The organism is Streptomyces sp. NPDC049813 (genome assembly GCF_044465085.1).
GTDB lineage: Bacteria > Actinomycetota > Actinomycetes > Streptomycetales > Streptomycetaceae > Streptomyces.
This window is the reverse complement of record NZ_JBITLI010000006.1, coordinates 163,705-188,141: the sequence shown is the minus strand read 5'-3', so window position 1 is coordinate 188,141 and position 24,437 is coordinate 163,705. Positions and strand designations below refer to the sequence as shown.

Here is a 24,437-nt window from a genome sequence, read left to right as displayed (position 1 = left end):
ATGGCGCGTGAATTCAAGATGCCCGACGTGGGCGAGGGCCTGACCGAGGCCGAGATCCTCAAGTGGTACGTGCAGCCCGGCGACACCGTCGAGGACGGGCAGGTCGTGTGCGAGGTGGAGACGGCGAAGGCGGCCGTCGAGCTGCCGATCCCGTTCGACGGCGTGGTCAAGGAGCTGCGGTTCCCCGAGGGCACGACCGTCGACGTCGGCCAGGTGATCATCGCGGTCGAGGTGGCGGGCGACGCGCCCGAGCCCGCCGCGCCGGCGGTCCCCGAGCCCGCCGAGGAGAGCGCCGCGCCCCAGGCGCGCCAGCCCGTGCTGGTGGGCTACGGCGTCGCGGAGTCGTCGACCAAGCGGCGGGCCCGCAAGGGGGCGCCGGCCGCGAACGGGGTGGCTCCTGCCGCCAACGGGAGCGCGGCTCAGGTCGCGGGTGCGCCGGTGGCCCCGGCCGCCCAGGGCACCGCGGCTCCTGCCGCGAACGGGGCAGCCGCTCCGGCCGCGGACGGGGCGGCCGTGCCGGGCGCCCATGGCGTGGCGGCCGCGGTCGGCGCGCAGCGGCCGCTGGCCAAGCCGCCCGTGCGCAAGCTCGCCAAGGACCTCGGTGTCGACCTCGCCGCCGTGATCCCGTCGAGCCCCGACGGGATCATCACCCGCGAGGACGTGCACGCCGCGGTGGCGCCCGCGCCCGAGGTGCCGGCGCAGACCCCCGCCCCGGCGCAGACCTCCGCCCAGGTCATCGCCCCCGTGCCGGCCGCGCCCGCGGAGTCGTACGACGGTGTCCGCGAGACCCGCGTCCCGGTGAAGGGCGTCCGCAAGGCGACGGCCCAGGCGATGATCGGCTCCGCGTTCACCGCGCCGCACGTCACCGAGTTCGTCACGATCGACGTGACGCGCACGATGAAGCTGGTCGAGGAGCTGAGGGCCGACAAGGACATGGCGGGGCTGCGGGTCAACCCGCTGCTGCTCATCGCCAAGGCGCTGCTCGTCGCGATCAAGCGCAACCCCGAGGTCAACGCGGCCTGGGACGAGGGGCAGGACGGCAAGGCCGAGATCGTCCAGAAGCACTACGTGAACCTGGGCATCGCCGCGGCGACCCCGCGCGGGCTCATCGTGCCGAACATCAAGGACGCCCACGCCAAGACGCTGCCCGAACTGGCGTCCGCGCTGGGCGAGTTGGTGGCGACGGCGCGCGAGGGCCGGACGTCTCCCGGGGCGATGCAGGGCGGGACGGTCACCATCACGAACGTCGGTGTCTTCGGCGTCGACACCGGGACGCCCATCCTGAACCCGGGTGAGTCGGCGATCCTCGCCGTCGGGGCGATCAAGCTCCAGCCCTGGGTGCACAAGGGCAAGGTGAAGCCGCGTCAGGTGATGACCCTGGCCCTCTCCTTCGACCACCGGCTGGTCGACGGGGAGCTGGGGTCCAAGGTGCTGGCGGACGTGGCGGCGGTCCTGGAGCGCCCGAAGCGACTGATCACTTGGGCCTAGCCGCGGCTGATCTCAGCCCCTCCGGCGATTGAGGAGCGGGGTCCGGGGCAGAGCCCCGTGGCCTCGCGCCTTCGCCGGTGCCGCGCCCTCGTGGCTGAACGCGCAGTTCCCCGCGCCCCTGGGCGGGCCGCAGTTCCCGCCCCTCGACAAGCGGCCCCCGTGAATGATCACGGGGGCCGCCTGTGTGGGGACTGCGGCTACTTCTTGAAGCCGTAGTCCATGAGCTTCTTCGCGTCGGACGTGCGGGCGCTGACCGACGTCGACTTCAGGACCGTACCGATCACGGTCTTGCCGCTGCGCGTCGCCGCGAAGACCAGGCAGTACCCGGCCTCCGGGCCCGAACCGGTCTTGACCCCGATGGCGCCGGAGTACGAACCGAGCAGCGTGTTCGTGTTCGTCCACGACATGTAGCGGTAGCCGCCGGACTTCGTCGTGACCTTCTGCTTCGTCGACTTCGTCTTCACGACCGAGCGGAACGTGGAGTTCTTCATCGCCGACGAGGCGATCTTCGTGAGGTCGCGCGGCGTCGAGTAGTTCTTGCCCTTGCCGATGCCGTCGAACGAGTCGAAGTGGGTGTTCTTCAGACCCAGGTCGGTCGCGGCCTTGTTCATCTTGCCCAGGAAGGACTTCACGCGGGCGTCCCGCGTCGAGCCCGACCCGAACTTGTCCGCGAGGGCGTACGCCGCGTCGCAGCCCGACGGCAGCATCAGCCCGTACAGCAGCTGGCGGACGGTGACCTTGTCGCCGACGATCAGCCGGGCCGACGAGGCGTTGTTCTTCACTATGTAGTCGCTGTAGGCCTTCTGGACCGTGACCTTCGAGTCCAGGTTCAGGCCGCGCTGGGCCAGTACCACCTTGGCCGTCATGATCTTGGTGGTCGAGCCGGTGGACCTGCGGGTGTCCGCGGCCTTGCTGAACAGGGACTTGCCCGTCCCGTTGTTCATCACGAAGCCGCCGGCCGCGGCGATCTTGGGTACGGCCGGCGCCGTGGCCGCCTGCGCGGTCGTGGTCAGCGCTCCACTGGTGAGCATGGTTCCCGCGGCGAGAACGGCGATGCCCGTTATGCGAGTTTTCAAGTTAGACGCTCCAAGTGCCCCTGATGCACCGCCCCTTGGGCGGGACGCGCACTGGTGAGACAGCCGAGAGGCCCGGGAGGTTGCGCGCGCCGCACAGGATTCCCCCTCACGTGTCACTCAAGTGCCGTCCCGCATGATGGACGGAGCCCGACTTGCGTACGTGTTGTATCTATGATGTGCGCATGCCCTCGATCGCCACCGCGAACCGCGCCCCCGTGAAGCGCCCGCCCGCCGCCGACCGCGTCTACGACCATGTGAAGCGCGGCGTGCTCGAACGCCGCTATGAGGGCGGCACGCTACTCACCGAGGGCGAGCTGGCCGAGGCCGTCGGCGTCTCCCGCACCCCGGTGCGCGAGGCGCTGCTCAAGCTGGAGGTCGAGGGGCTGCTGCGGCTCTACCCGAAAAAGGGCGCCCTGGTGCTGCCCGTCTCGGCGCAGGAGATCGCGGACGTCGTGGAGACCCGGCTGCTCGTCGAGGAGCACGCGGTGCGCAAGGCGGTCCCCGCCCAGCCGTGGCTCCTCGAACGGCTGGCGGAGCTGCTCGACACACAGCGCACGCAGGCCGCCGCCGGACAGTTCGCCGACGCCGCCGCCACCGACCGCTGCTTCCACGCGGAGATCGTCCGCAGCGGGGGCAACGAGATCCTCTCCCGCCTCTACGACCAGCTGCGCGACCGGCAGCTGCGGATGGGCGTCGCCGTCATGCACTCGCACCCCGACCGCATCGCCAAGACCCTCGCCGAGCACGGTGAACTCCTCGGCGCGCTGGGCGCGGGGGACGTGGAGGCGGCCGTCGCCGTGGTGCGCCGGCACGTGGGCTGGTTCCAGAACCTGGCGCGGGGTGACGTGCGATGAGCTCCGCCTCCGCCGCCGGCTCCCCGGGCTCCGGCGCCCCGTCCCTGCCCGGCGACCCGCCCGGCGGCCGCCGCGCGACAGCCGTGTGGTCCATCGGCGTCGCCGTCTACTTCGTCGCCGTCATCTTCCGTACGTCGCTGGGCGTGGCCGGGCTCGACGCCGTCGAGCGCTTCCACATCAACGCCTCCGCGCTCTCCACCTTCTCCATCCTCCAGCTGCTCGTCTACGCGGGCATGCAGATACCCGTCGGCCTGATGGTCGACCGGCTCGGCACGAAGAAGGTGCTCACCCTCGGCGTGGTGCTGTTCACCGTCGGACAGCTCGGCTTCGCCTTCTCCTCCTCGTACGGCACGGCGCTCGCCTCGCGCGCGCTGCTCGGCTGCGGTGACGCCATGACCTTCATCAGCGTCCTGCGCCTGGGCACCCGCTGGTTCCCGGCGCGGCGCGGGCCGATGGTCGCGCAGCTCGCCGGGCTCGTGGGCATGGCGGGCAACCTCGTCTCCACGCTCGTCATCGCGCGGCTGCTGCACGGCATCGGCTGGGAGGGCGCGTTCGCGGGCAGCGCGCTGGCGGGCGTCGTCGTCCTCGTCCTGATGCTGCTCTTCCTCAAGGACCACCCCGAGGGCTTCGAACCGCCGCCGCTGCCGGCGACGCACAAGGGCGCCGCGTACGTGCGCGGGCAGATCGCGGCGGCCTGGCGGGAGCCGGGGACGCGGCTCGGCCTGTGGGTGCACTTCACCACGCAGTTCCCGGCGATGGTCTTCCTGCTGCTGTGGGGGCTGCCGTTCCTCGTCGAGGCACAGGGCCTGACGCGCGGCACCGCGGGCGAGCTGCTGACGCTTGTGGTCCTCGCCAACATGGTGGTCGGCCTGGTGTACGGGCAGATCGTGGCGCGGCACCACACCGCCCGGCTGCCGCTGGCGCTCGGCACGGTGGCGGTGACCGCCCTGCTGTGGGCGGCGCCGATCGTCTGGCCAGGGCGGGCGCCGATGTGGCTGCTCGTGGTGATGTGCGTGGTGCTCGGGGCCTGCGGACCCGCCTCCATGATCGGCTTCGACTTCGCGCGGCCCGCGAACCCGCCGGAGCGGCAGGGCACGGGCTCGGGGATCGTGAACATGGGCGGGTTCGTCGCCTCGATGACGACGCTGCTCCTGGTGGGCGTGCTGCTCGACGCCACCGGCGACAACTACCGCGTGGCGTTCTCCGCGGTGTACGTGCTCCAGGCGCTCGGGGTCACGCAGATCCTGCGCCTGCGCAGGCGGGCGGCGGCCGCCGAGCGGGAGCGGGTCGTGGCCTCCCGGGTCGCCTCGGTGCACGTGCCCGCGTAGGGCCCGGGGCCGGCGGCGGCCGGGGGTGCGGCTACGGCGTGACGCGCAGGGACGCGAGGATCGCCGTGGCCAGGTCCGTGTCGCCCTCGGTCTTGATCCGGTCCGTCACCGCCTCCGGGGTGACGCGGCCGCAGGCGAGCCGCACGTACGTCTCCCAGTCCAGCGCCAGCGTCACCGCCGGGCCCAGCGAGGGGGCGCCGTCGACCGTGCCCCTGCCGTCCGCGTCGACGCGGACCGTGCGCAGGAACTCGACGGGGCCGTGCACGTCGAGGACGACCGCGGAGTTCGGCGGGGCGCCCGCGTCCTTGGCGACCGTCTTCGGCAGGGCCTGGAGCAGCATGTCGCGGGTGACGTAGGCGCCGGGGGAGTCGAGGTTGCCCGGCCTGCCCAGCGCCCAGCGCAGGTCCTGCTCGTGCACCCAGATGTCGAACGCCCGCCGCCGCATGGCGTGTTCGAGGGTCTCCTCCACCCCGCGCGGGCCCCGCACCATGGTCCCCGGCTCCCGGCTCTCGTTGCGCAGCTGCCGCGAGCGCCGGATGATCGTGTACTCCAGCTCGGAGACCATCTCCGGCGCCGTGTGGTGGCGCCGGACGTCGACCTGGACCTCCTGGTAGCGCTGCGACTCGGTCTGCACGTGGTACAGGTCGCGTGGCAGCGTGTGGATCGGGCGGGGGTCGCCCAGCATCTCGCAGTCGTTGCCGATGACGTGGGACACGATGTCGCGGACCGACCAGCCGGGGCACGGCGTCGCCCGGTTCCACTCCCCCTCGACGAGCGGTGTGACCAGCTCGGATATCGCTTCCACGGAGTGGGTCCAGGCATCGGCGTAGGACTGAAGGCTGGGGTGGAGACTCACGGAAGGGGACCCCTCGAGCGGTGTCGTACACGGGCGGTGAAGTAGGCGGCGGCGCGGGCGGTGTGCGGGTCGGGACGCGTCGGTGGGGGTCCGGGGGCACCCCCGGTCTGGCACAGTACGCTGCCCGTAGCACCCCATGCAGTGCTTTCGTGTGACGATCGTAGGCCTGTGTTGACGGCTCGAATGCCAGGACGGTGGTAGTGTGCGCGCCTCCCTCATCCAGATCGCGGTAAACGAGGACGAATCGGTCAACGAGCGCCGGGAGCGGGTCAGTTCGCTCGTACGGGACGAGGCCGGTGCGGCCGACCTCGTGGTGCTGCCGGAGCTGTGGACCACCGGAGCCTTCGCCTACGAGCTCTTCGCGGACGAGGCGGAGCCGCTGGAGGGACCCACCTTCGAGGCGATGGCCAAGGCGGCGCGCGACGCGGGCGTGTGGCTGCACGCCGGGTCCATCCCCGAGCGCGACCCGGAGGGGCCGCTCTACAACACCGCGCTCCTGTTCACCCCCGAGGGCGAGCCCGCCGCCGCGTACCGCAAGATCCACCGCTTCGGCTTCGACAAGGGCGAGGCCGTGCTGATGAGCGCCGGAGACGAACTGGTGACCGCCCGCCTCCCGGAGACCGTGCTCGGCGTCAGCACCTGCTACGACCTGCGCTTCCCCGAGCTGTACCGCGGCCTCGTGGACCGCGGCGCCGAGACCCTGCTCGTCGCCGCCGGCTGGCCCGAGCGGCGCCGCGCGCACTGGACGCTGCTGGCGCAGGCGCGCGCCGTGGAGAACCAGGCCTACGTGCTGGCCTGCGGCAGCGCCGGGACGCACGCGGGCGTCCCCCAGGCCGGGCACAGCATCGCGGTCGACCCGTGGGGCGAGGTGCTCGCCGAGGCGGGGGCCGGGGAAGAGGTGCTGCGGGTGGAGTTCGACCCGGCGCGGGTGGGCGCGACGCGGGAGCAGTTCCCGGCGCTCAAGGACCGCACCCTGGGGCTCGCGCCGCCGCGCTGAGCACGGGGGCGGCCGGGCGGGAGCCGCTCCGGCCGGGTCCGGCCGCCGCCCTCAGTCCTCGTCCCCGCGTTCCTTCTCCGCGAGATGGATCACGCAGACCGCGACCGCGATGATCAGCGCGGGATCGGCGTCCTCCCGCACCACGTTCACGCCGTACGTGTCCCGTACGCGCAGCCAGCGCCGCGAGATCTCGGCGAGGAGTTCACCGTCGTACTCGACGGCGAACTCACGGTCCAGGATCTTGCCGCTGACGTCGAGTTCGGTGCCGTCGACCAGTTCGACCCGGTAGTGGTTGCGCAGCAGCGACAGCCGCTTGTGTCTGATCTTGGCGAGCTGCTCGTCGCCGCGCTCGATGACCATCGTGTCGCGCAGCGCGAACATCTTCTCGTGGATGTCGATGAGGACGCGCCCGTCGGGCCCCTTCAGCTGGAAGGTGTCCCGCAGCCGCATCGCCTTGCCGTCGACGAGGAACGCCTTGCGGCCGTTCTCGTCCTCGATCCAGTAGTCCTCGCCGATGGCGAAGAGCCGTTCCCGTACCTCATAGCGCATACGAGATGAGTGCCCGGAAGCCGCCGCCCGGACCCTCCCCGCGGTCCGTCCGGGTGAGAACGGCGCGAATCCGGCGCCCCGCGGTCCCGGCGCCGGGACCGCGGGGAGTCGGGGACTCGGGGACAGGGCACGCGTCGCCTGCCCGGTGACGGGTGTCAGTCGCCCACCTGGTGTTCCACGCGGTGGCGGATGTACTCGTCCGGATGGGACCTGGCCGTCGCCACCGCCACGTCCACCAGGTCGTGCAGCTCCGGCGGATGGGCGGACTTCCGGAGCGGGAGCCCGGGCAGGATGCAGCGCCGGACGTCCACGTGCTCGTTGCGCACGAATTCGCGCAGAGCAGCCTCGTTCCACTCGGCGACCACGTCCGAGCCGTCATCGGGTTCCGGCGCGTCGGCGGTTCCGGCGTCCGCTGCCCGCACCAGAGGCATCCGCGGTGGAACGGCTGACCAATACCAGGCGCGCGCGGCGCCTGCCCGTTGCGGGTCGGTGCCTGTTCGCAGGTAACCGAGCAGCGTGACCTGGACGCGCCTGCGTCCGAACGCGCTCAGGGCGGGCTCGACGAACCCGCGATTGAAGCTCGGGTCGGGGTCGTGGACAGCCGCCTTGATCAACGCGTCGAACGCCTCCTCGGAGACCGTGAGGCCCTGGAGGCAGGCCTCGCGCACTGCCCTACGGACCTGTGACACCCAGGCGGCCCGGTCCGCGGACTCCGATGCGGGGGCAAGGTCGAGTGCAAGGGCGCGCACGGCGTCCGCGAGGCACTCGGTGAACGCCTCCTGCCGGTGCTCCGTGCGTTCCGGCAACGCCATGAATGACGCTGTCCCGTCGGATATTGCCCCGTTCCCGTTCCGGTCCCCGTCCCCGTCCACGGCCATTCGCCGCCCCCCGTCATAGGCACTGTCGGACACGTGTGCTCCGGTGTTCTCACCAGGATGGCAAGCTTGAAGTATGAACGACGCTGTCCCGGAGCTCAGCTCCGCTCCCGCACCCCGAAGCCGTGCCCGTGTCCGTGCTCCCGAGCTGGTCGGCAAGGGGGGCTGGCTCAATACGGGTGGCACCCAGTACTCCCTCGCTGACCTGCGCGGACGCATTGTCGTGCTCGATTTTTGGACGTTCTGCTGCATCAACTGCCTGCACGTCCTCGACGAGCTGCGGGAGCTGGAGGAGAAGCACCGGGACACCGTGGTGATCATCGGGGTGCACTCGCCGAAGTTTGTGCACGAGGCCGAGCACGCGGCGGTCGTCGACGCCGTCGAGCGGTACGGGGTGGAGCACCCGGTGCTCGACGACCCCGAGCTGGCGACCTGGAAGCAGTACGCGGTGCGGGCCTGGCCGACGCTCGTCGTGATCGACCCCGAGGGGTACGTGGTCGCGCAGCACGCCGGTGAGGGGCACGCGCACGCCATCGCCGCGCTGGTCGAGGAGCTGGAGGCCGAGCACGAGGCGAAGGGGACGCTGCACCGCGGCGCGGGTCCGTACGTGGCGCCCGAGCCGGTCGCCACGGACCTGCGCTTCCCCGGCAAGGCGCTGCTGCTGCCGTCCGGGAACTTCCTGGTCAGCGACACCACCCGGCACCAGCTCGTGGAGCTGGCGGCCGACGGGGAGAGCGTCGTGCGGCGGATCGGGAGCGGGAAGAAGGGGTTCGGGCCCGACGCGTTCAACGAGCCGCAGGGCCTCGCGCTGCTCGACGAGCACACCGTGATCGTCGCCGACACCGTCAACCACGCGCTGCGCGCCGTGGATCTGGCGAGCGGGGCGGTCAGCACGGTCGCCGGGACCGGTCGGCAGTGGTGGCAGGGGTCCCCCGACAGCGGCCCGGCCCTGGAGGTCGACCTGTCCTCGCCGTGGGACGTGGCCGTCTTCGGCGGCAAGGTGTGGATCGCGATGGCCGGCGTGCACCAGCTGTGGACCTACGACCCGCAGGCGGGCACGGTCGCCGTCGCGGCGGGGACGACCAATGAGGGACTGGTCGACGGGCCCGGCGCCGAGGCCTGGTTCGCGCAGCCCTCCGGGCTCGCCGCCACCGAGGAGCGGCTGTGGGTCGCGGACTCCGAGACCAGCGCGCTGCGCTACGTCGACCCGGACGGGCACGTCCACACGGCCGTCGGCACCGGCCTGTTCGACTTCGGGCACCGGGACGGCGAGGCCGGACAGGCCCTGTTCCAGCACCCGTTGGGCGTCACGGCGCTGCCGGACGGCTCGGTCGCGGTGGCGGACACGTACAACCACGCGCTGCGCCGCTACGACCCGGCGACCGGCGAGGTGACCACGCTCGCCACGGATCTGCGGGAGCCGAGCGACGCCGTGCTGGTCGGCGAGGACATCGTGGTCGTGGAGTCGGCGCGGCACCGGCTGACCCGGCTGCGGCTGCCCGAGGAGGCGGTCCGCGTCGAGTCCGTGGCCCACCGCACGCAGCGCGCGGCGACCGAGGTGGCGGGCGGCCGGCTTGCCCTGGACGTCATCTTCCAGGCACCGGCCGGACAGAAGCTCGACACGCGGTACGGGCCCTCGACGCGGCTCCTGGTCTCGGCGACGCCGCCGGAGCTGCTCGCGGCCGGTGCCGGCGCGGGCACCGACCTGGCCCGTGAGCTGGTCCTGAACCCGGAGGTCACCGAGGGCGTCCTGCACGTGTCGGCGATGGCCGCGTCCTGCGACGACCCGGCTGGGGGCACCTCCCGGTCGGAGACTGGGGGAGAGTACCCGGCCTGCCATGTGCACCAGCAGGACTGGGGCGTCCCGGTCCGCGTCGCCGAGGGCGGCACGGACCGGCTCCCGCTGGTCCTCGCCGGGATGGACGCGCCGACGGCCTGAGGGCCCCGACCGGGCCCGGGGCGCGGCTCAGATGCGCCGGGTCCGGTCCTCCTCGACGACGGTCGTCCGGGACGGCGGCACGACCACGCCCCGGCGGCGGCCGACGCTGCGGAACACGAAGACGCCGATCAGCCCGACGATCATCAGGATCCAGCCGACGAGGTCGAGGTTGACCCCCTTCATGTGCCAGTCGGTCGCGAAGCTGAGGATCGCCCCGACGGCGACCAGGATGATGCAACCTCCCAAGCTCATGAGGTCCGCCTCCCAAGTTGTGTGACGCTGTGGGTACTTGAGAACTCCGGGTACCCGGAGCGCCCGGCGTCACACGGCTCGGGGGCGGACCGCTCGAACTCAGCCCTCCAGGAACGCCGTCAGGGCGTTCGCCAGGAGGTAGGGGTCGTCGGCGCCGCAGAGTTCGCGGGCGCTGTGCATCGAGAGGATCGCCGCGCCGATGTCGACGGTCTTGATGCCGTGCCGGGCGGCGGTGATCGGGCCGATCGTGGTGCCGCAGGGCATGGCGTTGTTCGAGACGAACGACTGGAAGGGCACGCCCGCCTTCTCGCAGGCGGCGGCGAAGACGGCCCGGCCGCTGCCGTCGGTGGCGTAACGGTTGTTCACGTTGACCTTGAGGATCGGGCCGCCGTTGGCCCGGGGGTGGTGCGTGGGGTCGTGGCGCTCGGCGTAGTTCGGGTGCACGGCGTGGCCGGTGTCCGAGGAGAGGCAGACGGTGCCGGCGAAGGCCCGCGCCCGGTCCTCGTAGGAGCCGCCGCGCGCGTGGACCGAACGCTCCAGGACGCTGCCGAGCAGCGGTCCGTCGGCGCCGGTGTCGGACTGCGAGCCGTTCTCCTCGTGATCGAAGGCGGCGAAGACCGGGATGCAGGGGAGCGCGTCCGCGTCGTCGCGCCTGCTGACCTCGGCCAGCGCGGCCGTACCGGCGTGCACGGACAGCAGGTTGTCCATGCGCGGGCCCGCCACGAGGTCCTTGTCGCGGCCCAGGTAGGCGGGGGGCTCGACGGAGTACGTCATCAGGTCCCAGCCGGTGACCGAGGAGCGCCGCAGGTCGTACTCGTCCTCGATGAAGGCCAGCAGGTCGCCCTCGTGCACGTCGTTGCCCAGGCCCCAGATGGGCTGCATGTGCCGCTGCTTGTCGAGCTTGAGGCCCTCGGCGGTGACGGACCGGTCCAGGTGGATGGCGAGCTGCGGTACGCGCAGCAGGGGCCGGTCGATGTCGACGAGCCTCTCGGTGCCGTCGCGCAGCGAGATCCGGCCGGCCAGGCCCAGGTCCCGGTCGAGCCAGGAGTTGAGCAGCGGGCCGCCGTAGACCTCGACGGCGACCTGGCGCCAGCCGCTGTTGCCCATGTCGGGGCGGGGCTTCACCCGCAGGTTCGGGGAGTCGGTGTGCGCGCCGACGATCCGGAAGGGGGTGTGCGGGTGCGCTCCGCTCGGTACGTACCAGGCGATGACTGCGCCGCCGCGCGTCACGAACTTTCCTCCGCTGGTGCCGTCCCAGGCGTCGGTCTCGGCGACCTGCTTGAAGCCGGCCTCTTCCAGGCGGGCGGCGGCGGTGGAGACCGCGTGGTACGGGGTGGGGCTTGCCGCGAGGAAGGTCAGCAGGTCGTCGGTGTGCCCACGATCGAAGGGGCCGGGAGGGTTTGCCATACGGGTCAGGGTAGTGCGGGTTCCCTGCGGGGCTTGGGGGGCTTGGTGGCGGGGCGGGTCGGGCTCGGGGGTCGGGCCGCGTCCTGCCGGTCCGCGGGCGCGCCCCCGGTGGGGCTTCTCGCGCCGTTCCCCGCGCCCCTGAAAGACAGGCTTCACTGTCGGCTGACCGCGGGTGGGGGCTGGTCGCGCAGTTCCCCGCGCCCCTGAAGGCGCACTGCGTGCGCCCTCGTTTCGGCTGACCGCGGGTGGGGGCTGGTCGCGCCGTTCCTCGCGCCCCTGAAAGCGCACTGCGTGCGTCCCCCGTTTTCGGCTGACCGCCGGTGGGGCTTCTCGCGCCGTTCCCCGCGCCCCTGAAGCATGCGCTGCGCGCAGCTTCCCTACGAGATGGCGCACGCAGTGCGCATCTCAGGGGCGCGGGGAACTGCGCGACCAGCCACGACGGCGGGTCAGCCGAGTACGGGGGCGCGGGGAACTGCGCAAGGGGCCCCGCCGGGGGGCAACGGCGGCGGCCCGCCGCTCCCCGAGGGGAACGACGGGCCGCGGCCTGGGTCCGGTTCGGCGGAGCCTAGAACGCCGCTTCGTCGAGGTCCATGACCTCGAGACCCGTCTCGCTCGTGGCCTGCGCCAGCTTCCGCGCTCCGACGACCCCGGGCAGGACGTTCGCCGCGAAGAACTTCGCCGCGGCGACCTTGCCCTGGTAGAAGGGCACGTCCTTGCCGGACGCCCCGGCGGAGAGCGCCTCGGCCGCCACCGCCGCGCCCTTCAGGAGCAGGTAGCCGACGACGACGTCACCGGAGGCCATGAGCAGCCGGGTGGTGTTGAGGCCGACCTTGTAGATCGACCTGACGTCCTGCTCCGTCGCGGCCAGGTCCGTGAGCATGACGCCGACGATGGCCTCCAGCTCCACGGCGGCCTTGGCCAGGGACGCGCGCGCCCCGGCCAGCTCCTCCCCGCCCGGCTCCACGGCGAGGAACTTCTTGATCTCCTCGGCGAGGCCGTTCAGCGCGGCGCCCTGGTTGCGGACGATCTTGCGGAAGAAGAAGTCCTGGCCCTGGATGGCGGTCGTGCCCTCGTAGAGCGTGTCGATCTTGGAGTCGCGGATGTACTGCTCGATCGGGTACTCCTGGAGGAACCCGGAGCCGCCGAACGTCTGGAGGGACTGCGCGAGCTGCTCGTAGCCCTTCTCGGAGCCGTAGCCCTTGACGATGGGCAGCAGCAGGTCGTTCAGGGCGTGCTCGGCCGAGGCGTCCTCGCCCGCGGCCTCCTTGACCTGGATGGCGTCCTGGACGGAGGCGGTGTAGAGCACCAGCGAGCGCATGCCCTCCGCGTACGCCTTCTGCGTGAGCAGCGAGCGGCGCACGTCCGGGTGGTGCGTGACGGTGACCTTGGGCGCCGTCTTGTCCATGAACTTGGCGAGGTCGGGGCCCTGGACGCGCTCCTTGGCGTACTCCAGGGCGTTCAGGTAACCGGTCGACAGGGTCGAGATCGCCTTCGTGCCGACCATCATCCGGGCGAACTCGATGATGCGGAACATCTGGCGGATGCCCTCGTGCTTGTCGCCGATCAGCCAGCCCTTGGCGGGGTGCTTGTCGCCGAAGGTCATCTCGCACGTGTTGGAGGCCTTGAGGCCCATCTTGTGCTCGACGTTGGTCGCGTAGACGCCGTTGCGCTCGCCCAGCTCGCCGGTCTCCCAGTCGAACTCGAACTTCGGGACCAGGAAGAGGGAGAGGCCCTTGGTGCCGGGGCCGTGGCCCTCGGGGCGGGCGAGGACGTAGTGGAGGATGTTCTCCGACATGTCGTGCTCGCCGGACGTGATGAACCGCTTCACGCCCTCGATGTGCCAGGAGCCGTCGTCCTGCTGGACGGCCTTGGTGCGGCCCGCGCCGACGTCGGAGCCGGCGTCCGGCTCGGTCAGCACCATCGTCGAGCCCCACTGCTTCTCGACGGCGATCTCGGCGACCTTCTTCTGCGCCTCGTTGCCCTCCTCGAAGAGGATGCCGGCGAACGCGGGGCCGGAGGAGTACATCCAGACGGCCGGGTTGGCGCCCAGGATCAGCTCGGCGTGGGCCCAGATCAGGGAGCGCGGCGCGGTGGTGCCGCCGATCTCCTCGGGCAGGCCCAGGCGCCAGTACTCGGCGTCCATGAAGGCCTGGTAGCTCTTCTTGAAGCTCGCCGGGACCGGCGCCGTGCTGGTCTGCGGGTCGAAGACCGGCGGGTTGCGGTCGGCGTCCGCGAAGGAGTCCGCCAGGTCGTTCTCGGAGAGGCGGGCGACCTCTTCGAGGATGCTCTTGGCGGTGTCGACGTCCATCTCCCCGAACGGGCCGGTGCCGTACAGCTTGTCGCGGTCGAGCACCTCGAAGAGGTTGAACTCGATGTCGCGGAGATTCGACTTGTAGTGCCCCATGGCAACGGCTCCGTAAATTCGGTATCAGTGGCGCAGAGGCCCCGGTGATCGTCCTCGTACGCGTACCAACTGGTAATCAACAGGATGCTACCCGTCGGTAATAAGGCGCAACCCCTGGCACGGCAACTGTGACGAACGAGCCGTAAGTGGCCGGATCCGCCGCCCCGCCCACCGGTCCCCCGGCCCTCGGTAGGCTTTGCCCCATGTACGGATACGAGCAGCACGCCGGGGGAGCCGCTGCCGGGCAGCAGTACGCGCCGCCGCAGCAGGGCGGGTACGGGCAGCAGGCGCCGCCGCTGTACCCGGAGCCGTCGCCGCCCTCGCTCGCCGACGCGGTCCGCGCCTTCACCACCGGCTCGATGTCCGCCGAGGACTTCCAGCAGATCTTCGCCTCCTCGAAGGTCTACTGCCCGCGCGGCGACACCCCGGGCTTCCTCGCGCTGCACAACACCCAGCAGCCGGTGATCCCGATGTTCACCACGCTCAAGGAGCTGCGCCGGTACGCCGGCAAGGAGTCCAAGTACTTCGTCATCACCGGCGCCGAGGTGATCGACCTGCTGCCGACCGGGTACGGCTTCGTCCTCGACATGGAGGGCGAGCACCGGATGGTCTTCGACGCGAAGGCCGTCGAGCAGATGGTCGACTTCGCGATGCGCCGCATGTACGGCTGACCGGCGCCGGCGGGCACGGCAGGCCCGTGCCCGCAGCGGCCCCAGCGAACGCCCGGAGGGAATGCCCTCCGGGCGTTCCGCGTTCCAGGTGGCAGAAAGTTCTACGTTCAACTAAAGTCGAGGCACGAGGACGCCAAGGAGGCCCCCAAAATGCCCGCTGTGACCGTCGAGAACCCGCTGACCCTGCCCCGCGTGGCCGCGCCCGCGGACGCCGTGGCGCGACCCGTGCTCACCGTGACGACCGCGCCCGGCGGCTTCGAGGGCGAGGGCTTCCCGGTGCGCCGCGCCTTCGCCGGGATCAACTACCGCCACCTCGACCCGTTCATCATGATGGATCAGATGGGCGAGGTGGAGTACGCGCCGGGCGAGCCGAAGGGCACGCCCTGGCACCCGCACCGCGGCTTCGAGACCGTGACCTACATCATCGACGGCACCTTCATCCACCAGGACTCGAACGGTGGCGGCGGCACCATCACCAACGGCGACACCCAGTGGATGACGGCGGGCTCCGGCCTGCTGCACATCGAGGCGCCGCCGGAGTCCCTCGTCATGTCCGGCGGCCTCTTCCACGGCCTCCAGCTGTGGGTGAACCTGCCCGCCAAGGACAAGATGAAGGACCCGCGCTACCAGGACATCCGCGGTGGCCAGGTCAAGCTGCTCACCACGGCCGACGGCGGCGCGCTGCTGCGGGTCATCGCCGGTGAGTTCGACGGCCACGAGGGCCCCGGCATCACGCACACGCCGATCACGATGGTGCACGCCACCGTCCGGCCCGGCGCCGAGGCCACGCTGCCCTGGCGCGAGGACTACAACGGCCTGGTGTACGTGCTCGCGGGCCGCGGCTCCGTCGGCGCCGACCGGCGCCCGGTCCACACCGGGCAGACGGCGGTCTTCGGCGCGGGTTCCTCGCTGACCGTGCGGGCGGACGAGACCCAGGACGGCAACACCCCGGACCTGGAGGTCGTGATCCTCGGCGGGCAGCCCATCCGGGAGCCGATGGCGCACTACGGCCCGTTCGTGATGAACACCAAGGCCGAACTGCAGCAGGCCTTCGACGACTTCCAGGCGGGCCGCCTGGGCACCGTCCCGGCCGTGCACGGGATGTCCGCGGGCGGCATGTGACAGCGCCGCCGCGTCGTCCGGACGCCGGCCGGGCCCGGGCCCCTCGCGGAGAGGGACCCGGGCCCGGCGCCCTTCCCGGCCCGTGGGAAACTCGGGGCATGGTTCTCAAACCCGTCACCCGGACCCGCGTGATGATCGCGGCGGCCACCCTCGGCGCCCTCTCCCTGTCGGCCTGCGGCAGCGGCACCTCCGGTGGCGGCGGCGAGACGAACTACGTGACGGGCAAGGACGGCATCTCGACGGTCGCCAAGGACGAGCGCAAGCCGGTCGGGCAGCTCAAGGGAGAGACCCTCCAGGGCACCCACCTCGACGTCGCCGACTACCAGGGCAAGGTCGTCGTCGTGAACCTATGGGGTTCGTGGTGCCCGCCGTGCCGCGCCGAGGCCCCGTACCTCAACAAGGTCGCCAAGAGCACCAAGAGCAAGGGCGTGCAGTTCGTCGGCATCAACGCCCGCGACAACGGCAAGGTGCAGCCCAAGGCCTTCGAGGACGAGTTCGGCATCTCCTACCCCAGCCTCTACGACCCGGCAGGGAAGCTGCTGCTCTCCGGGTTCCCCAAGGGCACGGTCAGCCTCCAGGGCATCCCCGCCACGGTCGTCCTGGACCGGGACGGCAAGATCGCCGCCCGTGAGTTCGGCGCCGTCGACGACAAGAAGCTGCACAAGATGATCGACCCGCTCATCAGCGAGAAGTAACCCGCCGCGGCCCCGGGCCCCCGCGCCCCGGCCCGCGTCGCCGCCTCTCACCCGGCCGGACCCGCCCGGCGGGTGGCCGCCGGTGGAGCATGATCGCCTGGTCGGGTGCCGACCCGACAGCAGCTCCTGCCCGAACCCGCCCGCCGCGTCGCCGCCTGGTGCGCGGTGGCCCTGCTCGTCGCCGGCGTCGCCTGGGTGGGGATCCGGCTCTGCGTCGAGCTGAAGACCGCCGTCGTGCCGGTCCTGCTCGCCCTGCTCGGCACCGCCCTGCTCCGGCCCGTCTACCTCGCCCTGCGCCGGGCCAAGGTGCAGCGCTCCCTCGCCTCCGGCCTGACCTGCGCCCTGATCCTGGTCGTCGTCGGCGGCGCCGGGTACATCGTGGTCGCCGCGCTCATCGACACCGGGGACCAGATCGTCGACTCCGTACGGCAGGCCGCCACCGACCTGTCCGACCGGTTCGGCACCGGGGCGCTCGACCTCGACCACCTCGCCGACAGCGCCCAGGACCTGCTGAAAAAGTACGGCGGTAGCGCGGCGTCCGGGGTGATCAGCGGGCTCAGCGTCGTCGGCGAGGTCGTGGCCATGGCCGTCCTCGCGCTGCTGCTCTGCTTCTTCTTCCTGCGCGACGCCGAGCGCTTCCGGACGGCCCTGCGCCAGGCCGCCCCCGGCAACGGCGAGACCCTGGAGGCCATCGCGCGCCGCTCGTTCCACTCGATCGCCGGGTTCATGCGCGGCACCACCCTCATCGCCCTCATCGACGCGACCTGCATCGGCATCGGGCTGCTCATCCTGGGCGTGCCCGGGGCGGTGGGCCTGGCGGCCCTGGTCTTCGTCGGCGCCTACATCCCCTACCTGGGCGCCTTCATCTCCGGCGCGGTCGCCGTGCTCGTCGCCCTCGCCGACCGGGGGTTCGTCATCGCCCTGTGGGCGCTGGGCGTCGTCCTCGCGGTGCAGGTGCTCGAAGGCCACATCCTCCAGCCGATGATCCAGTCCCGCACGGTCCAGATGCACCCGGCCGTGGTGCTGCTCGCCATCACCGGCGGGGCCTCCGTCGCCGGCATCCTCGGGATGCTGCTTGCGGTGCCGCTGACGGCGGCCGCCTTCGGCATCCTCAGCGAACTGCGGGCCCGCTACGGCAACGGCGGCGCTGTTTCACGTGAAACAGGGCCCGCGGGGTCCTCCTCGGTCGCGGACGGCTCGTAGAGCTCGAACCAGATGCACTTGCCCTCGCCCTGCGGGTCGACGCCCCAGCGCTGGGCGAGCAGTTCCATGAGGACGAGGCCGCGCCCCGAGGACGCCAGCTCGCCGGGCCTGCGCTTGTGCGGCAGGTCGTCCGAGGCGTCCGCGACCTCCACCCGCAGCCGTCGCGGCTCGTCGCCCTTCTGGGTGACCTCGGCGACCATCAGGGCGTCGCCGTCGGTGTGCACCAGCACGTTCGTCGCCATCTCGGAGACGAGCAGCACCGCCGAGTCGACCTGGTCGGCGTCGGCCCAGTCGTGCAGCAGCTCCCGCAGCTGCTGGCGGGCGGCGGCGATCCGCTCCGGCTCGGCCTGCGCGATCGTCATCGCGGTGCGCCGGGCCGTCGCCGGGCGGTTCGGCAGGAGCATGCGGCGCAGCAGGAGCAGCGCCGTGTCGTCCTCGCGGCGGTCGGCGAGCGGGCCGGTCGTGTAGTGGGACGAGGGCCCGTGCACCGCCTGGACGAGGGCGTCCGCCAGCTCCTCCAGCTCCTCGGCCGGGCCCGCCTCCAGCGTCGCCCGCACCCGGGCCCAGCCCGTGTCGAGGTCGTGGCCGCCCGTCTCGATGAGGCCGTCGGTGCACAGCAGCAGCGTCTCACCGGGCTCCAGGACGATCCGGGTGGTCGGATAGTCCGCGTCCGGGTCGATGCCCAGGGGCAGCCCACCGGCCGTGGGCCGCATCATGACCGTGCCGTCCGCCATCCGTATGGCCGGGTCGGGGTGGCCGGCCCGGGCGATCTCCAGGACCCCGGTCGCCGGATCGGCCTCCACGTACAGGCAGGTCGCGAAGCGCGCGTCCGCCGGGTCCCCGCCGTGCGCGGTGTCGCCGATGCCGTGCAGGAAGCGCGAGGCGCGGGAGAGGACCGCGTCGGGGCGGTGCCCCTCGGCGGCGTAGGCGCGCAGGGCGATGCGCAGCTGGCCCATGAGACCGGCCGCGCGCACGTCGTGGCCCTGCACGTCACCGATGACCAGGGCGATGCGGCCGCCGCCCGAGCCGGTCCCGGCGGGGCCGCCCGGCAGCGGGATGATGTCGTACCAGTCGCCGCCGACCTGGAGGCCGCCGCCGGTCGGCACGTACCGGGCGGCGATGCCCATGCCGGGGACGGCCGGGCCGAGCGTGGGCAGCATCGACTTCTGCAGGCCGTCCGTCAGCTCCCGCTCGGACTCCGCGACCCCGGCCCGCGACAGGGCCTGCGCCAGCATCCGTGCCACCGTCGTCAGGACCGAGCGCTCGTCGGGCGTGAACGACACGGGGTAGGCGAAGCCCGCCATCCACGCGCCGATCGTGCGGCCCGCGACGATGAGGGGGAGGAACGCCCAGGACTGCCGGTGGAAGCGGACGGCCAGCGGCCAGGCCGCCGGATAGCGGCGGTGGTACTCCTCCGGCGACGACAGGTACACCGCGCGCCCGGTGCGGCAGACCTCGGCCGCCGGGTAGTCCGTGGCCAGTTCCATGTCGGTGAAGGGACCCTCGGAGCCGGCCTGGTGCCCGTGGTGGCCGATGACGGTGAGCCGGTCGCCCGCGACGCCGAAGACGGCGAGCCCCTCCGGCGAGAAGCCCGGCATCGACAGGCCCGCGGCGACCCGCAGCACCTCCTCGGTCGACCCGGCCTCGGCCAGCGCCCGCCCCGCGTCCAGCAGGAACGCCTCGCGCGAGCGGCGCCAGTCGCCGGTCACCGGGGTGCGGGAGGCGGCGCCCGGCGGCGGCTCGGAGACCTCCTGGAGGGTGCCGATCAGCTCGTAGGAGTCGGGGCTCTCGCCGCGCAGGACGGGCTTGGAGCGGCTGCGCACGGTACGGATGACGCGGCCCCGCTCGTCCATGATGCGCAGCCGGGCCTCGGCGAGGGTGCCCTCGGCGACGGCGAGCTGGACGACGCCGTCCATCTCGTTCCAGTCGACGGGGTGGAAACGGGCCCGCACCCCGGCCTCCGACAGGGTGACCGGCTCCCCGTCCGGCGAGGGCATCCCGATGAGCCGGGCGGCCTCCACATCGAAGGTGACGAGGCCCGCCCGGTTGTCCCACCGCCACAGGCCGGTCGCGAGAGCGGCGAGGACGTCCTCCACCGGAGGAAGGGGCTCACCAGTGCTCATGGCCCCACTCTAAGAAGAGGTGATCGCATACGGCCACCGAGACTGTCCGGCGAGCGGGGCCGGTGCGGCCGGTAGGCTTGGGGGGATCCGGGTTGTCTCCCCGGGAACCCCAAGCGCAAAGGCTGGATGAACGACGATGCATCGGTACAGGTCCCACACCTGCGGCGAGCTCCGCGCCTCTGACGTCGACGCCGACGTCCGGCTGAGCGGCTGGCTGCACAATCGCCGAGACCTGGGCGGCATCCTCTTCATCGATCTGCGCGACCACTACGGCATCACGCAGCTCGTCGCCCGCCCCGGCACCAAGGCCGCCGAGGTCCTCGACAAGCTGACCAAGGAGACGGTCGTCCGCGTGGACGGCAAGGTCGTCTCCCGCGGCGCGGAGAACGTCAACCCGGAGCTGCCCACCGGCGAGATCGAGATCGAGGCCGCCGAGGTCGAGGTGCTGGGCGCCGCCCAGCAGCTGCCGTTCCAGATCAACCAGGACGACGGGGTCGGCGAGGAGCGCCGCCTGGAGTACCGCTTCCTGGACCTGCGCCGCGAGCGCATGCACCGCAACATCATGCTGCGCAGCGCCGTGATCGCCTCGATCCGCTCGAAGATGGTCGCCCTCGGCTTCAACGAGATGGCGACGCCGATCCTCGCCGCGACCTCCCCCGAGGGCGCCCGCGACTTCGTCGTCCCCTCCCGTCTGAACCCGGGCAAGTTCTACGCGCTGCCGCAGGCCCCGCAGCAGTTCAAGCAGTTGCTGATGGTCTCCGGCTTCGACCGGTACTTCCAGATCGCGCCCTGCTTCCGCGACGAGGACGCGCGCGCGGACCGCTCGCCGGGCGAGTTCTACCAGCTCGACATCGAGATGAGCTTCGTCGAGCAGGAAGACGTCTTCCGCCCGATCGAGAAGCTCATGACGGAGATCTTCACCGAGTTCGGCAACGGCCGCGAGGTGACGTCCCCCTTCCCGCGCATCCCGTTCCGCGAGTCGATGCTGAAGTACGGCAACGACAAGCCGGACCTGCGCGCCAAGCTGGAGCTCGTCGACATCACCGACGTGTTCGAGGGCTCGGAGTTCAAGGCGTTCGCGGGCAAGCACGTGCGGGCGCTGCCGGTGCCGGACACCGCGTCGCAGTCCCGCAAGTTCTTCGACGGCCTCGGTGACTACGCGGTCGAGCAGGGCGCCAAGGGCCTGGCCTGGGTGCGCGTCGCCGAGGACGGTTCGCTGACGGGCCCGATCGCCAAGTTCCTGACCGAGGCGAACGTCGCGGAGCTGACCAAGCGTCTCGGCCTCGAGGCCGGGCACGCCGTGTTCTTCGGTGCGGGCGAGTTCGACGAGGTCTCGCGGATCATGAGCGCCGTCCGCGTCGAGGCCGCCAAGCGGGCCGGCCACTTCGAGGAGGGCGTCTTCCGCTTCTGCTGGATCGTGGACTTCCCGATGTACGAGAAGGACGAGGAGACCGGGAAGATCGACTTCTCCCACAACCCGTTCTCCATGCCGCAGGGCGGCATGAAGGACCTGGAGGAGAAGGACCCGCTCGACATCCTGGCCTGGCAGTACGACATCGTCTGCAACGGCATCGAGCTGTCCTCCGGCGCGATCCGCAACCACGAGCCCGAGATCATGATCAAGGCGTTCGAGATCGCCGGGTACGACCGCGACACCGTCGAGGCCGAGTTCGCGGGCATGCTCCGCGCGTTCCGCTTCGGCGCCCCGCCGCACGGCGGGATCGCCCCGGGCGTCGACCGCATCGTCATGCTCCTCGCCGACGAGCCGAACATCCGGGAGACGATCTCGTTCCCGCTGAACGGCAACGCGCAGGACCTGATGATGGGCGCGCCCACCGAGCTGGACGAGTCGCGGCTGCGCGAGCTGAACATTCAGCTGCGCAAGCCGGTCGAGAAGAAGTGACGGTCGCTCCGCGGGGGTGAGCGGTTCGAACGGGCCCGGGGTTCGCCCCCCGGGCCCGTTCGTGTTTTCGCCGGGGGCCTTGGGCGGTCCCGCGGGTGCGGCTCTCGTCGTGGCTGGTCGCGCAGTTCCTCGCGCCCCTGGCGGGGTGCTCGCGCGTCCCGGTCCTGCGGGCGGGGTCACTTTGTGTGGTCGGGCGGTGATTGTCCGGGGCGGCCCGTACGCTGAGTACAGCCGACAGATCCGCGATGACGCGAGGGGGAGGCCGTCATGACGTCCATGGAGGAGCGGTCCGCCGTGGCCCTTGAACAGGATGAGTTCGAACAGCTGGCACGCGATGCCATACGAGCGAACGAGTCGCTGCGTCTGGAGTTCATCGACGGAAAGCTGGGGGTCAAGGCCGTGCCGGACGGCGATCACGACACGATCATCGAGTGGCTGACGCGGCTGTGCATGCAGGCTGATCCCGGGCGTTGGCTGTATCCGGAGCGGGGGCTGCGCGTGGAGACGTACCGGCGCGGGAACGCCCGGCCTGACGGCGCCCTCGCCCCCAGCGGCCTGTTCGCCGGACAGGGCGAGTGGGCCAGCGCGGACGGGGTCGTCATGGTCGTCGAGGTCACCTCGAACGACGCCGACACCAACCAGCGGGACCGGGTGGAGAAGCCGCGCGCCTACGCCCAGACAGGCATCCCCGTGTATCTGCTGATCGACCGCGACTCCGGTGAGGTGAAGGTGCACTCCCAGCCTGATGGAGTCCGCTACGAGCAGGTGGTCACGGTGCCGTTCGGGAAGACGGTCGCGTTGCCCGACCCGGTCGGGTTCGAGCTGGACACGGCGCCCTTGAGGGACTGGGTGGGGTGAGCCGGCGGTTCCTGCGCACACGCGGCCCGACCCCCACCTCAGTGAGGCCGTGCCCTACTCGGGGGCGCCGCCGAAGCGGGTCTTGTAGGACTCCAGGTCCTCGTCGGTGATCTTCGCGAAGAGGACCGGCGGGACGGTGAAGGGGGTGCCCGCGGGGACCGTCGTGAGCGCCTTCGCCTCGTCGGCGCTCACCCACGCACGCGTGTCGTCGGCGAGGTCGAACGCGGAGCGCATCGCGGCGGCGGAGGCGGGGATGAACGGCTCGGAGACCACCGCGTACAGGTGGATCAGGTTCATCGCCGTCCGCAGGGTGAGGGCGGCGCCGTCCTTGTCCGTCTTGATCTCCAGCCAGGGGGCCTTCTCCTCCAGGTAGGAGTTGCCCGCGGACCACAGGGCGCGCAGCGCCGCCGCGGCCTTGCGGAACTGGAGGGCCTCCATCTGGTTCTCGTACTCGGCGAGCAGCTCGGCGATCTGCTCGCCGAGCTTCGCCTCCGCCTCGCCGGGCACCCCGCCGGCCGGGACGTCGTCGCCGAAGCGCTTGCGGGAGAAGGACAGCACGCGGTTGACGAAGTTGCCGAGGGTGTCGGCCAGGTCCTTGTTGACCGTCGCCGTGAAGTGCTCCCAGGTGAAGGACGAGTCGTCCGACTCCGGGGCGTTGGCGATCAGGAAGTAGCGCCAGTAGTCCGCCGGGAGGATCTCCAGGGCCTGGTCGGTGAAGACGCCGCGCTTCTGGGACGTGGAGAACTTGCCGCCGTAGTACGTCAGCCAGTTGAACGCCTTGAGCTGGTCGACCTTCTTCCACGGCTCGCGGACGCCCATCTCCGTGGCGGGGAACATGACGCTGTGGAACGGCACGTTGTCCTTGGCCATGAACTGCGTGTACCGGACGTCGGAGGCGCCGGCCGGCTCGTACCACCAGGACTTCCAGTCGCGGGTCTCCCCGTCGGAGGCTGTGTCTCGCGCGGCGTCCGCCCACTCCTTCGTCGCGCCGATGTACTCGATCGGGGCGTCGAACCACACGTAGAAGACCTTGCCGTCCGCGGCGAGCTGCGGCCACGTGTCGGCCGGGACGGGGACGCCCCAGTCCAGGTCACGGGTGATCGCCCGGTCGTTCAGGCCCTCGGTCAGCCACTTGCGGGCGATGGAGGAGGACAGCTGCGGCCACTCGCCCGCGACCTCGTCGATCCACGCCTCCACCTCGCCCTGGAGCTTCGACTGGAGCAGGAAGAGGTGCTTGGTCTCGCGGACCTCCAGCTCGGTGGAGCCGGAGATGGCGCTGCGCGGCTCGATCAGGTCCGTGGGGTCGAGGACGCGCGTGCAGTTCTCGCACTGGTCGCCGCGGGCCTTGTCGTAGCCGCAGTGCGGGCAGGTGCCCTCGACGTAGCGGTCGGGCAGGAAGCGGCCGTCCGCGGGCGAGTACACCTGGCGGACGGACCGCTCCTCGATGAACCCGTTCTCGTTCAGGCGGCGGGCGAAGTGCTGGGTCAGCTCCGCGTTCTGCGGGGAGGAGCTGCGGCCGAAGTGGTCGAAGGCGAGCGCGAAGCCGTCGTAGATCGCCTTCTGCGCGTCGTGCGCCTGCGCGCAGAACTCGGCGACGGGCAGGCCCCGCTCCTTCGCGGCCAGCTCGGCCGGGGTGCCGTGCTCGTCCGTCGCGCAGATGTACAGCACGTCGTGGCCGCGCCTGCGCAGGTAGCGGGCGTACACGTCGGCCGGGAGCATGGACCCCACCATGTTGCCCAGGTGCTTGATCCCGTTGATGTACGGAAGGGCGCTGGTGATGAGGTGTCGAGCCATCGGGGGCTGCTCCCAGGTCGTGACGGTGTCGTGCGCGCAGTGA

The 24,437-nt window shown here is 71.5% G+C and carries 20 protein-coding genes; 11 read left to right on the top strand and 9 right to left on the bottom strand.

Annotated elements, in window-relative coordinates:
• The gene (locus ACIBW6_RS15750) at positions 1-1,488 is read left to right on the top strand and encodes a dihydrolipoamide acetyltransferase family protein (RefSeq protein ID WP_399059876.1); all 1,488 of its coding nucleotides are present in this window, start codon (positions 1-3) and stop codon (positions 1,486-1,488) included.
• A 197-nt stretch (positions 1,489-1,685) separates the two neighbouring features.
• Here ACIBW6_RS15750 and ACIBW6_RS15745 read toward each other — a convergent pair whose 3' ends face one another.
• A complete protein-coding gene (locus ACIBW6_RS15745) occupies positions 1,686-2,519 on the bottom strand; it encodes a D-alanyl-D-alanine carboxypeptidase family protein (RefSeq protein WP_399060031.1) in 834 nt (277 codons plus the stop codon).
• A gap of 227 nt (positions 2,520-2,746) precedes the next feature.
• Here ACIBW6_RS15745 and ACIBW6_RS15740 point away from each other — a divergent pair, with 227 nt between their 5' ends.
• Together ACIBW6_RS15740 and ACIBW6_RS15735 are read left to right on the top strand one after the other, a co-directional pair.
• Positions 2,747-3,418 carry a GntR family transcriptional regulator gene (locus ACIBW6_RS15740; RefSeq protein ID WP_399059875.1) on the top strand — a complete coding sequence of 224 codons (672 nt, stop codon included), beginning with the start codon at positions 2,747-2,749 and terminating at the stop codon, positions 3,416-3,418.
• Entirely contained in the window at positions 3,415-4,746 is a 1,332-nt protein-coding gene (locus ACIBW6_RS15735; protein WP_399059874.1) for a nitrate/nitrite transporter, read from the top strand. Before ACIBW6_RS15740 ends, ACIBW6_RS15735 begins: the two co-directional genes overlap by 4 nt.
• Positions 4,747-4,777: 31 nt before the next feature.
• Here the strand turns inward: ACIBW6_RS15735 and ACIBW6_RS15730 are convergent, their stop codons facing one another.
• Positions 4,778-5,602, bottom strand: a complete 825-nt coding sequence (locus ACIBW6_RS15730) for a maleylpyruvate isomerase family mycothiol-dependent enzyme (protein ID WP_399059873.1) — start codon at positions 5,600-5,602, stop codon at positions 4,778-4,780.
• 202 nt (positions 5,603-5,804) lie between these two features.
• Here ACIBW6_RS15730 and ACIBW6_RS15725 point away from each other — a divergent pair, with 202 nt between their 5' ends.
• Positions 5,805-6,599 carry a carbon-nitrogen family hydrolase gene (locus ACIBW6_RS15725; RefSeq protein WP_399059872.1) on the top strand — a complete coding sequence of 265 codons (795 nt, stop codon included), beginning with the start codon at positions 5,805-5,807 and terminating at the stop codon, positions 6,597-6,599.
• Between the two features lie 51 nt (positions 6,600-6,650).
• Here the strand turns inward: ACIBW6_RS15725 and ACIBW6_RS15720 are convergent, their stop codons facing one another.
• Together ACIBW6_RS15720 and ACIBW6_RS15715 are read right to left on the bottom strand one after the other, a co-directional pair.
• Positions 6,651-7,148, bottom strand: coding sequence for an LURP-one-related/scramblase family protein (locus tag ACIBW6_RS15720; RefSeq protein ID WP_399059871.1), 498 nt, complete (start codon positions 7,146-7,148; stop codon positions 6,651-6,653).
• 155 nt (positions 7,149-7,303) lie between these two features.
• Positions 7,304-7,960, bottom strand: coding sequence for a hypothetical protein (locus ACIBW6_RS15715; RefSeq protein ID WP_399059870.1), 657 nt, complete (start codon positions 7,958-7,960; stop codon positions 7,304-7,306).
• A gap of 139 nt (positions 7,961-8,099) precedes the next feature.
• Here ACIBW6_RS15715 and ACIBW6_RS15710 point away from each other — a divergent pair, with 139 nt between their 5' ends.
• Positions 8,100-9,962: an NHL domain-containing thioredoxin family protein gene (locus tag ACIBW6_RS15710; RefSeq protein ID WP_399059869.1), complete on the top strand. Its 1,863-nt coding sequence runs from the start codon at positions 8,100-8,102 to the stop codon at positions 9,960-9,962.
• Between the two features lie 27 nt (positions 9,963-9,989).
• Here ACIBW6_RS15710 and ACIBW6_RS15705 read toward each other — a convergent pair whose 3' ends face one another.
• The 3 genes from ACIBW6_RS15705 to ACIBW6_RS15695 form a co-directional block, all read right to left on the bottom strand.
• Positions 9,990-10,214, bottom strand: a complete 225-nt coding sequence (locus ACIBW6_RS15705) for a DUF6458 family protein (RefSeq protein WP_399059868.1) — start codon at positions 10,212-10,214, stop codon at positions 9,990-9,992.
• Positions 10,215-10,313: 99 nt separating this feature from the next.
• Positions 10,314-11,621, bottom strand: coding sequence for a M18 family aminopeptidase (locus tag ACIBW6_RS15700; protein ID WP_399059867.1), 1,308 nt, complete (start codon positions 11,619-11,621; stop codon positions 10,314-10,316).
• A 565-nt stretch (positions 11,622-12,186) separates the two neighbouring features.
• Complete coding sequence (locus ACIBW6_RS15695) at positions 12,187-14,025, bottom strand: acyl-CoA dehydrogenase (protein ID WP_399059866.1); 1,839 nt, start codon at positions 14,023-14,025, stop codon at positions 12,187-12,189.
• Between the two features lie 203 nt (positions 14,026-14,228).
• On the opposite strand from ACIBW6_RS15695, the gene ACIBW6_RS15690 reads away from it, so the two are divergent.
• The 4 genes from ACIBW6_RS15690 to ACIBW6_RS15675 all read left to right on the top strand — a co-directional run bounded on the left by ACIBW6_RS15690 (position 14,229) and on the right by ACIBW6_RS15675 (position 17,716).
• Entirely contained in the window at positions 14,229-14,696 is a 468-nt protein-coding gene (locus tag ACIBW6_RS15690; protein ID WP_399059865.1) for an SseB family protein, read from the top strand.
• A gap of 150 nt (positions 14,697-14,846) precedes the next feature.
• Complete coding sequence (locus ACIBW6_RS15685) at positions 14,847-15,818, top strand: pirin family protein (protein WP_399059864.1); 972 nt, start codon at positions 14,847-14,849, stop codon at positions 15,816-15,818.
• A gap of 98 nt (positions 15,819-15,916) precedes the next feature.
• Positions 15,917-16,513 (top strand): TlpA family protein disulfide reductase, encoded by a 597-nt coding sequence (locus ACIBW6_RS15680; RefSeq protein ID WP_399059863.1) that lies wholly within the window; start codon positions 15,917-15,919, stop codon positions 16,511-16,513.
• 105 nt (positions 16,514-16,618) lie between these two features.
• Positions 16,619-17,716, top strand: a complete 1,098-nt coding sequence (locus tag ACIBW6_RS15675; protein ID WP_399059862.1) for an AI-2E family transporter — start codon at positions 16,619-16,621, stop codon at positions 17,714-17,716.
• Here the strand turns inward: ACIBW6_RS15675 and ACIBW6_RS15670 are convergent.
• Positions 17,644-19,839: a SpoIIE family protein phosphatase gene (locus ACIBW6_RS15670; protein WP_399059861.1), complete on the bottom strand. Its 2,196-nt coding sequence runs from the start codon at positions 19,837-19,839 to the stop codon at positions 17,644-17,646. The genes ACIBW6_RS15675 and ACIBW6_RS15670 overlap by 73 nt on opposite strands.
• A gap of 136 nt (positions 19,840-19,975) precedes the next feature.
• On the opposite strand from ACIBW6_RS15670, the gene aspS reads away from it, so the two are divergent.
• Positions 19,976-21,742 carry an aspartate--tRNA ligase gene (aspS, locus tag ACIBW6_RS15665; RefSeq protein WP_399059860.1) on the top strand — a complete coding sequence of 589 codons (1,767 nt, stop codon included), beginning with the start codon at positions 19,976-19,978 and terminating at the stop codon, positions 21,740-21,742.
• Between the two features lie 267 nt (positions 21,743-22,009).
• Positions 22,010-22,600, top strand: a complete 591-nt coding sequence (locus ACIBW6_RS15660; protein WP_399059859.1) for a Uma2 family endonuclease — start codon at positions 22,010-22,012, stop codon at positions 22,598-22,600.
• 54 nt (positions 22,601-22,654) lie between these two features.
• Here ACIBW6_RS15660 and metG read toward each other — a convergent pair whose 3' ends face one another.
• A complete protein-coding gene (gene metG, locus ACIBW6_RS15655; protein ID WP_399059858.1) occupies positions 22,655-24,394 on the bottom strand; it encodes a methionine--tRNA ligase in 1,740 nt (579 codons plus the stop codon).
• Between the last annotated feature and the right edge of the window lie 43 nt (positions 24,395-24,437).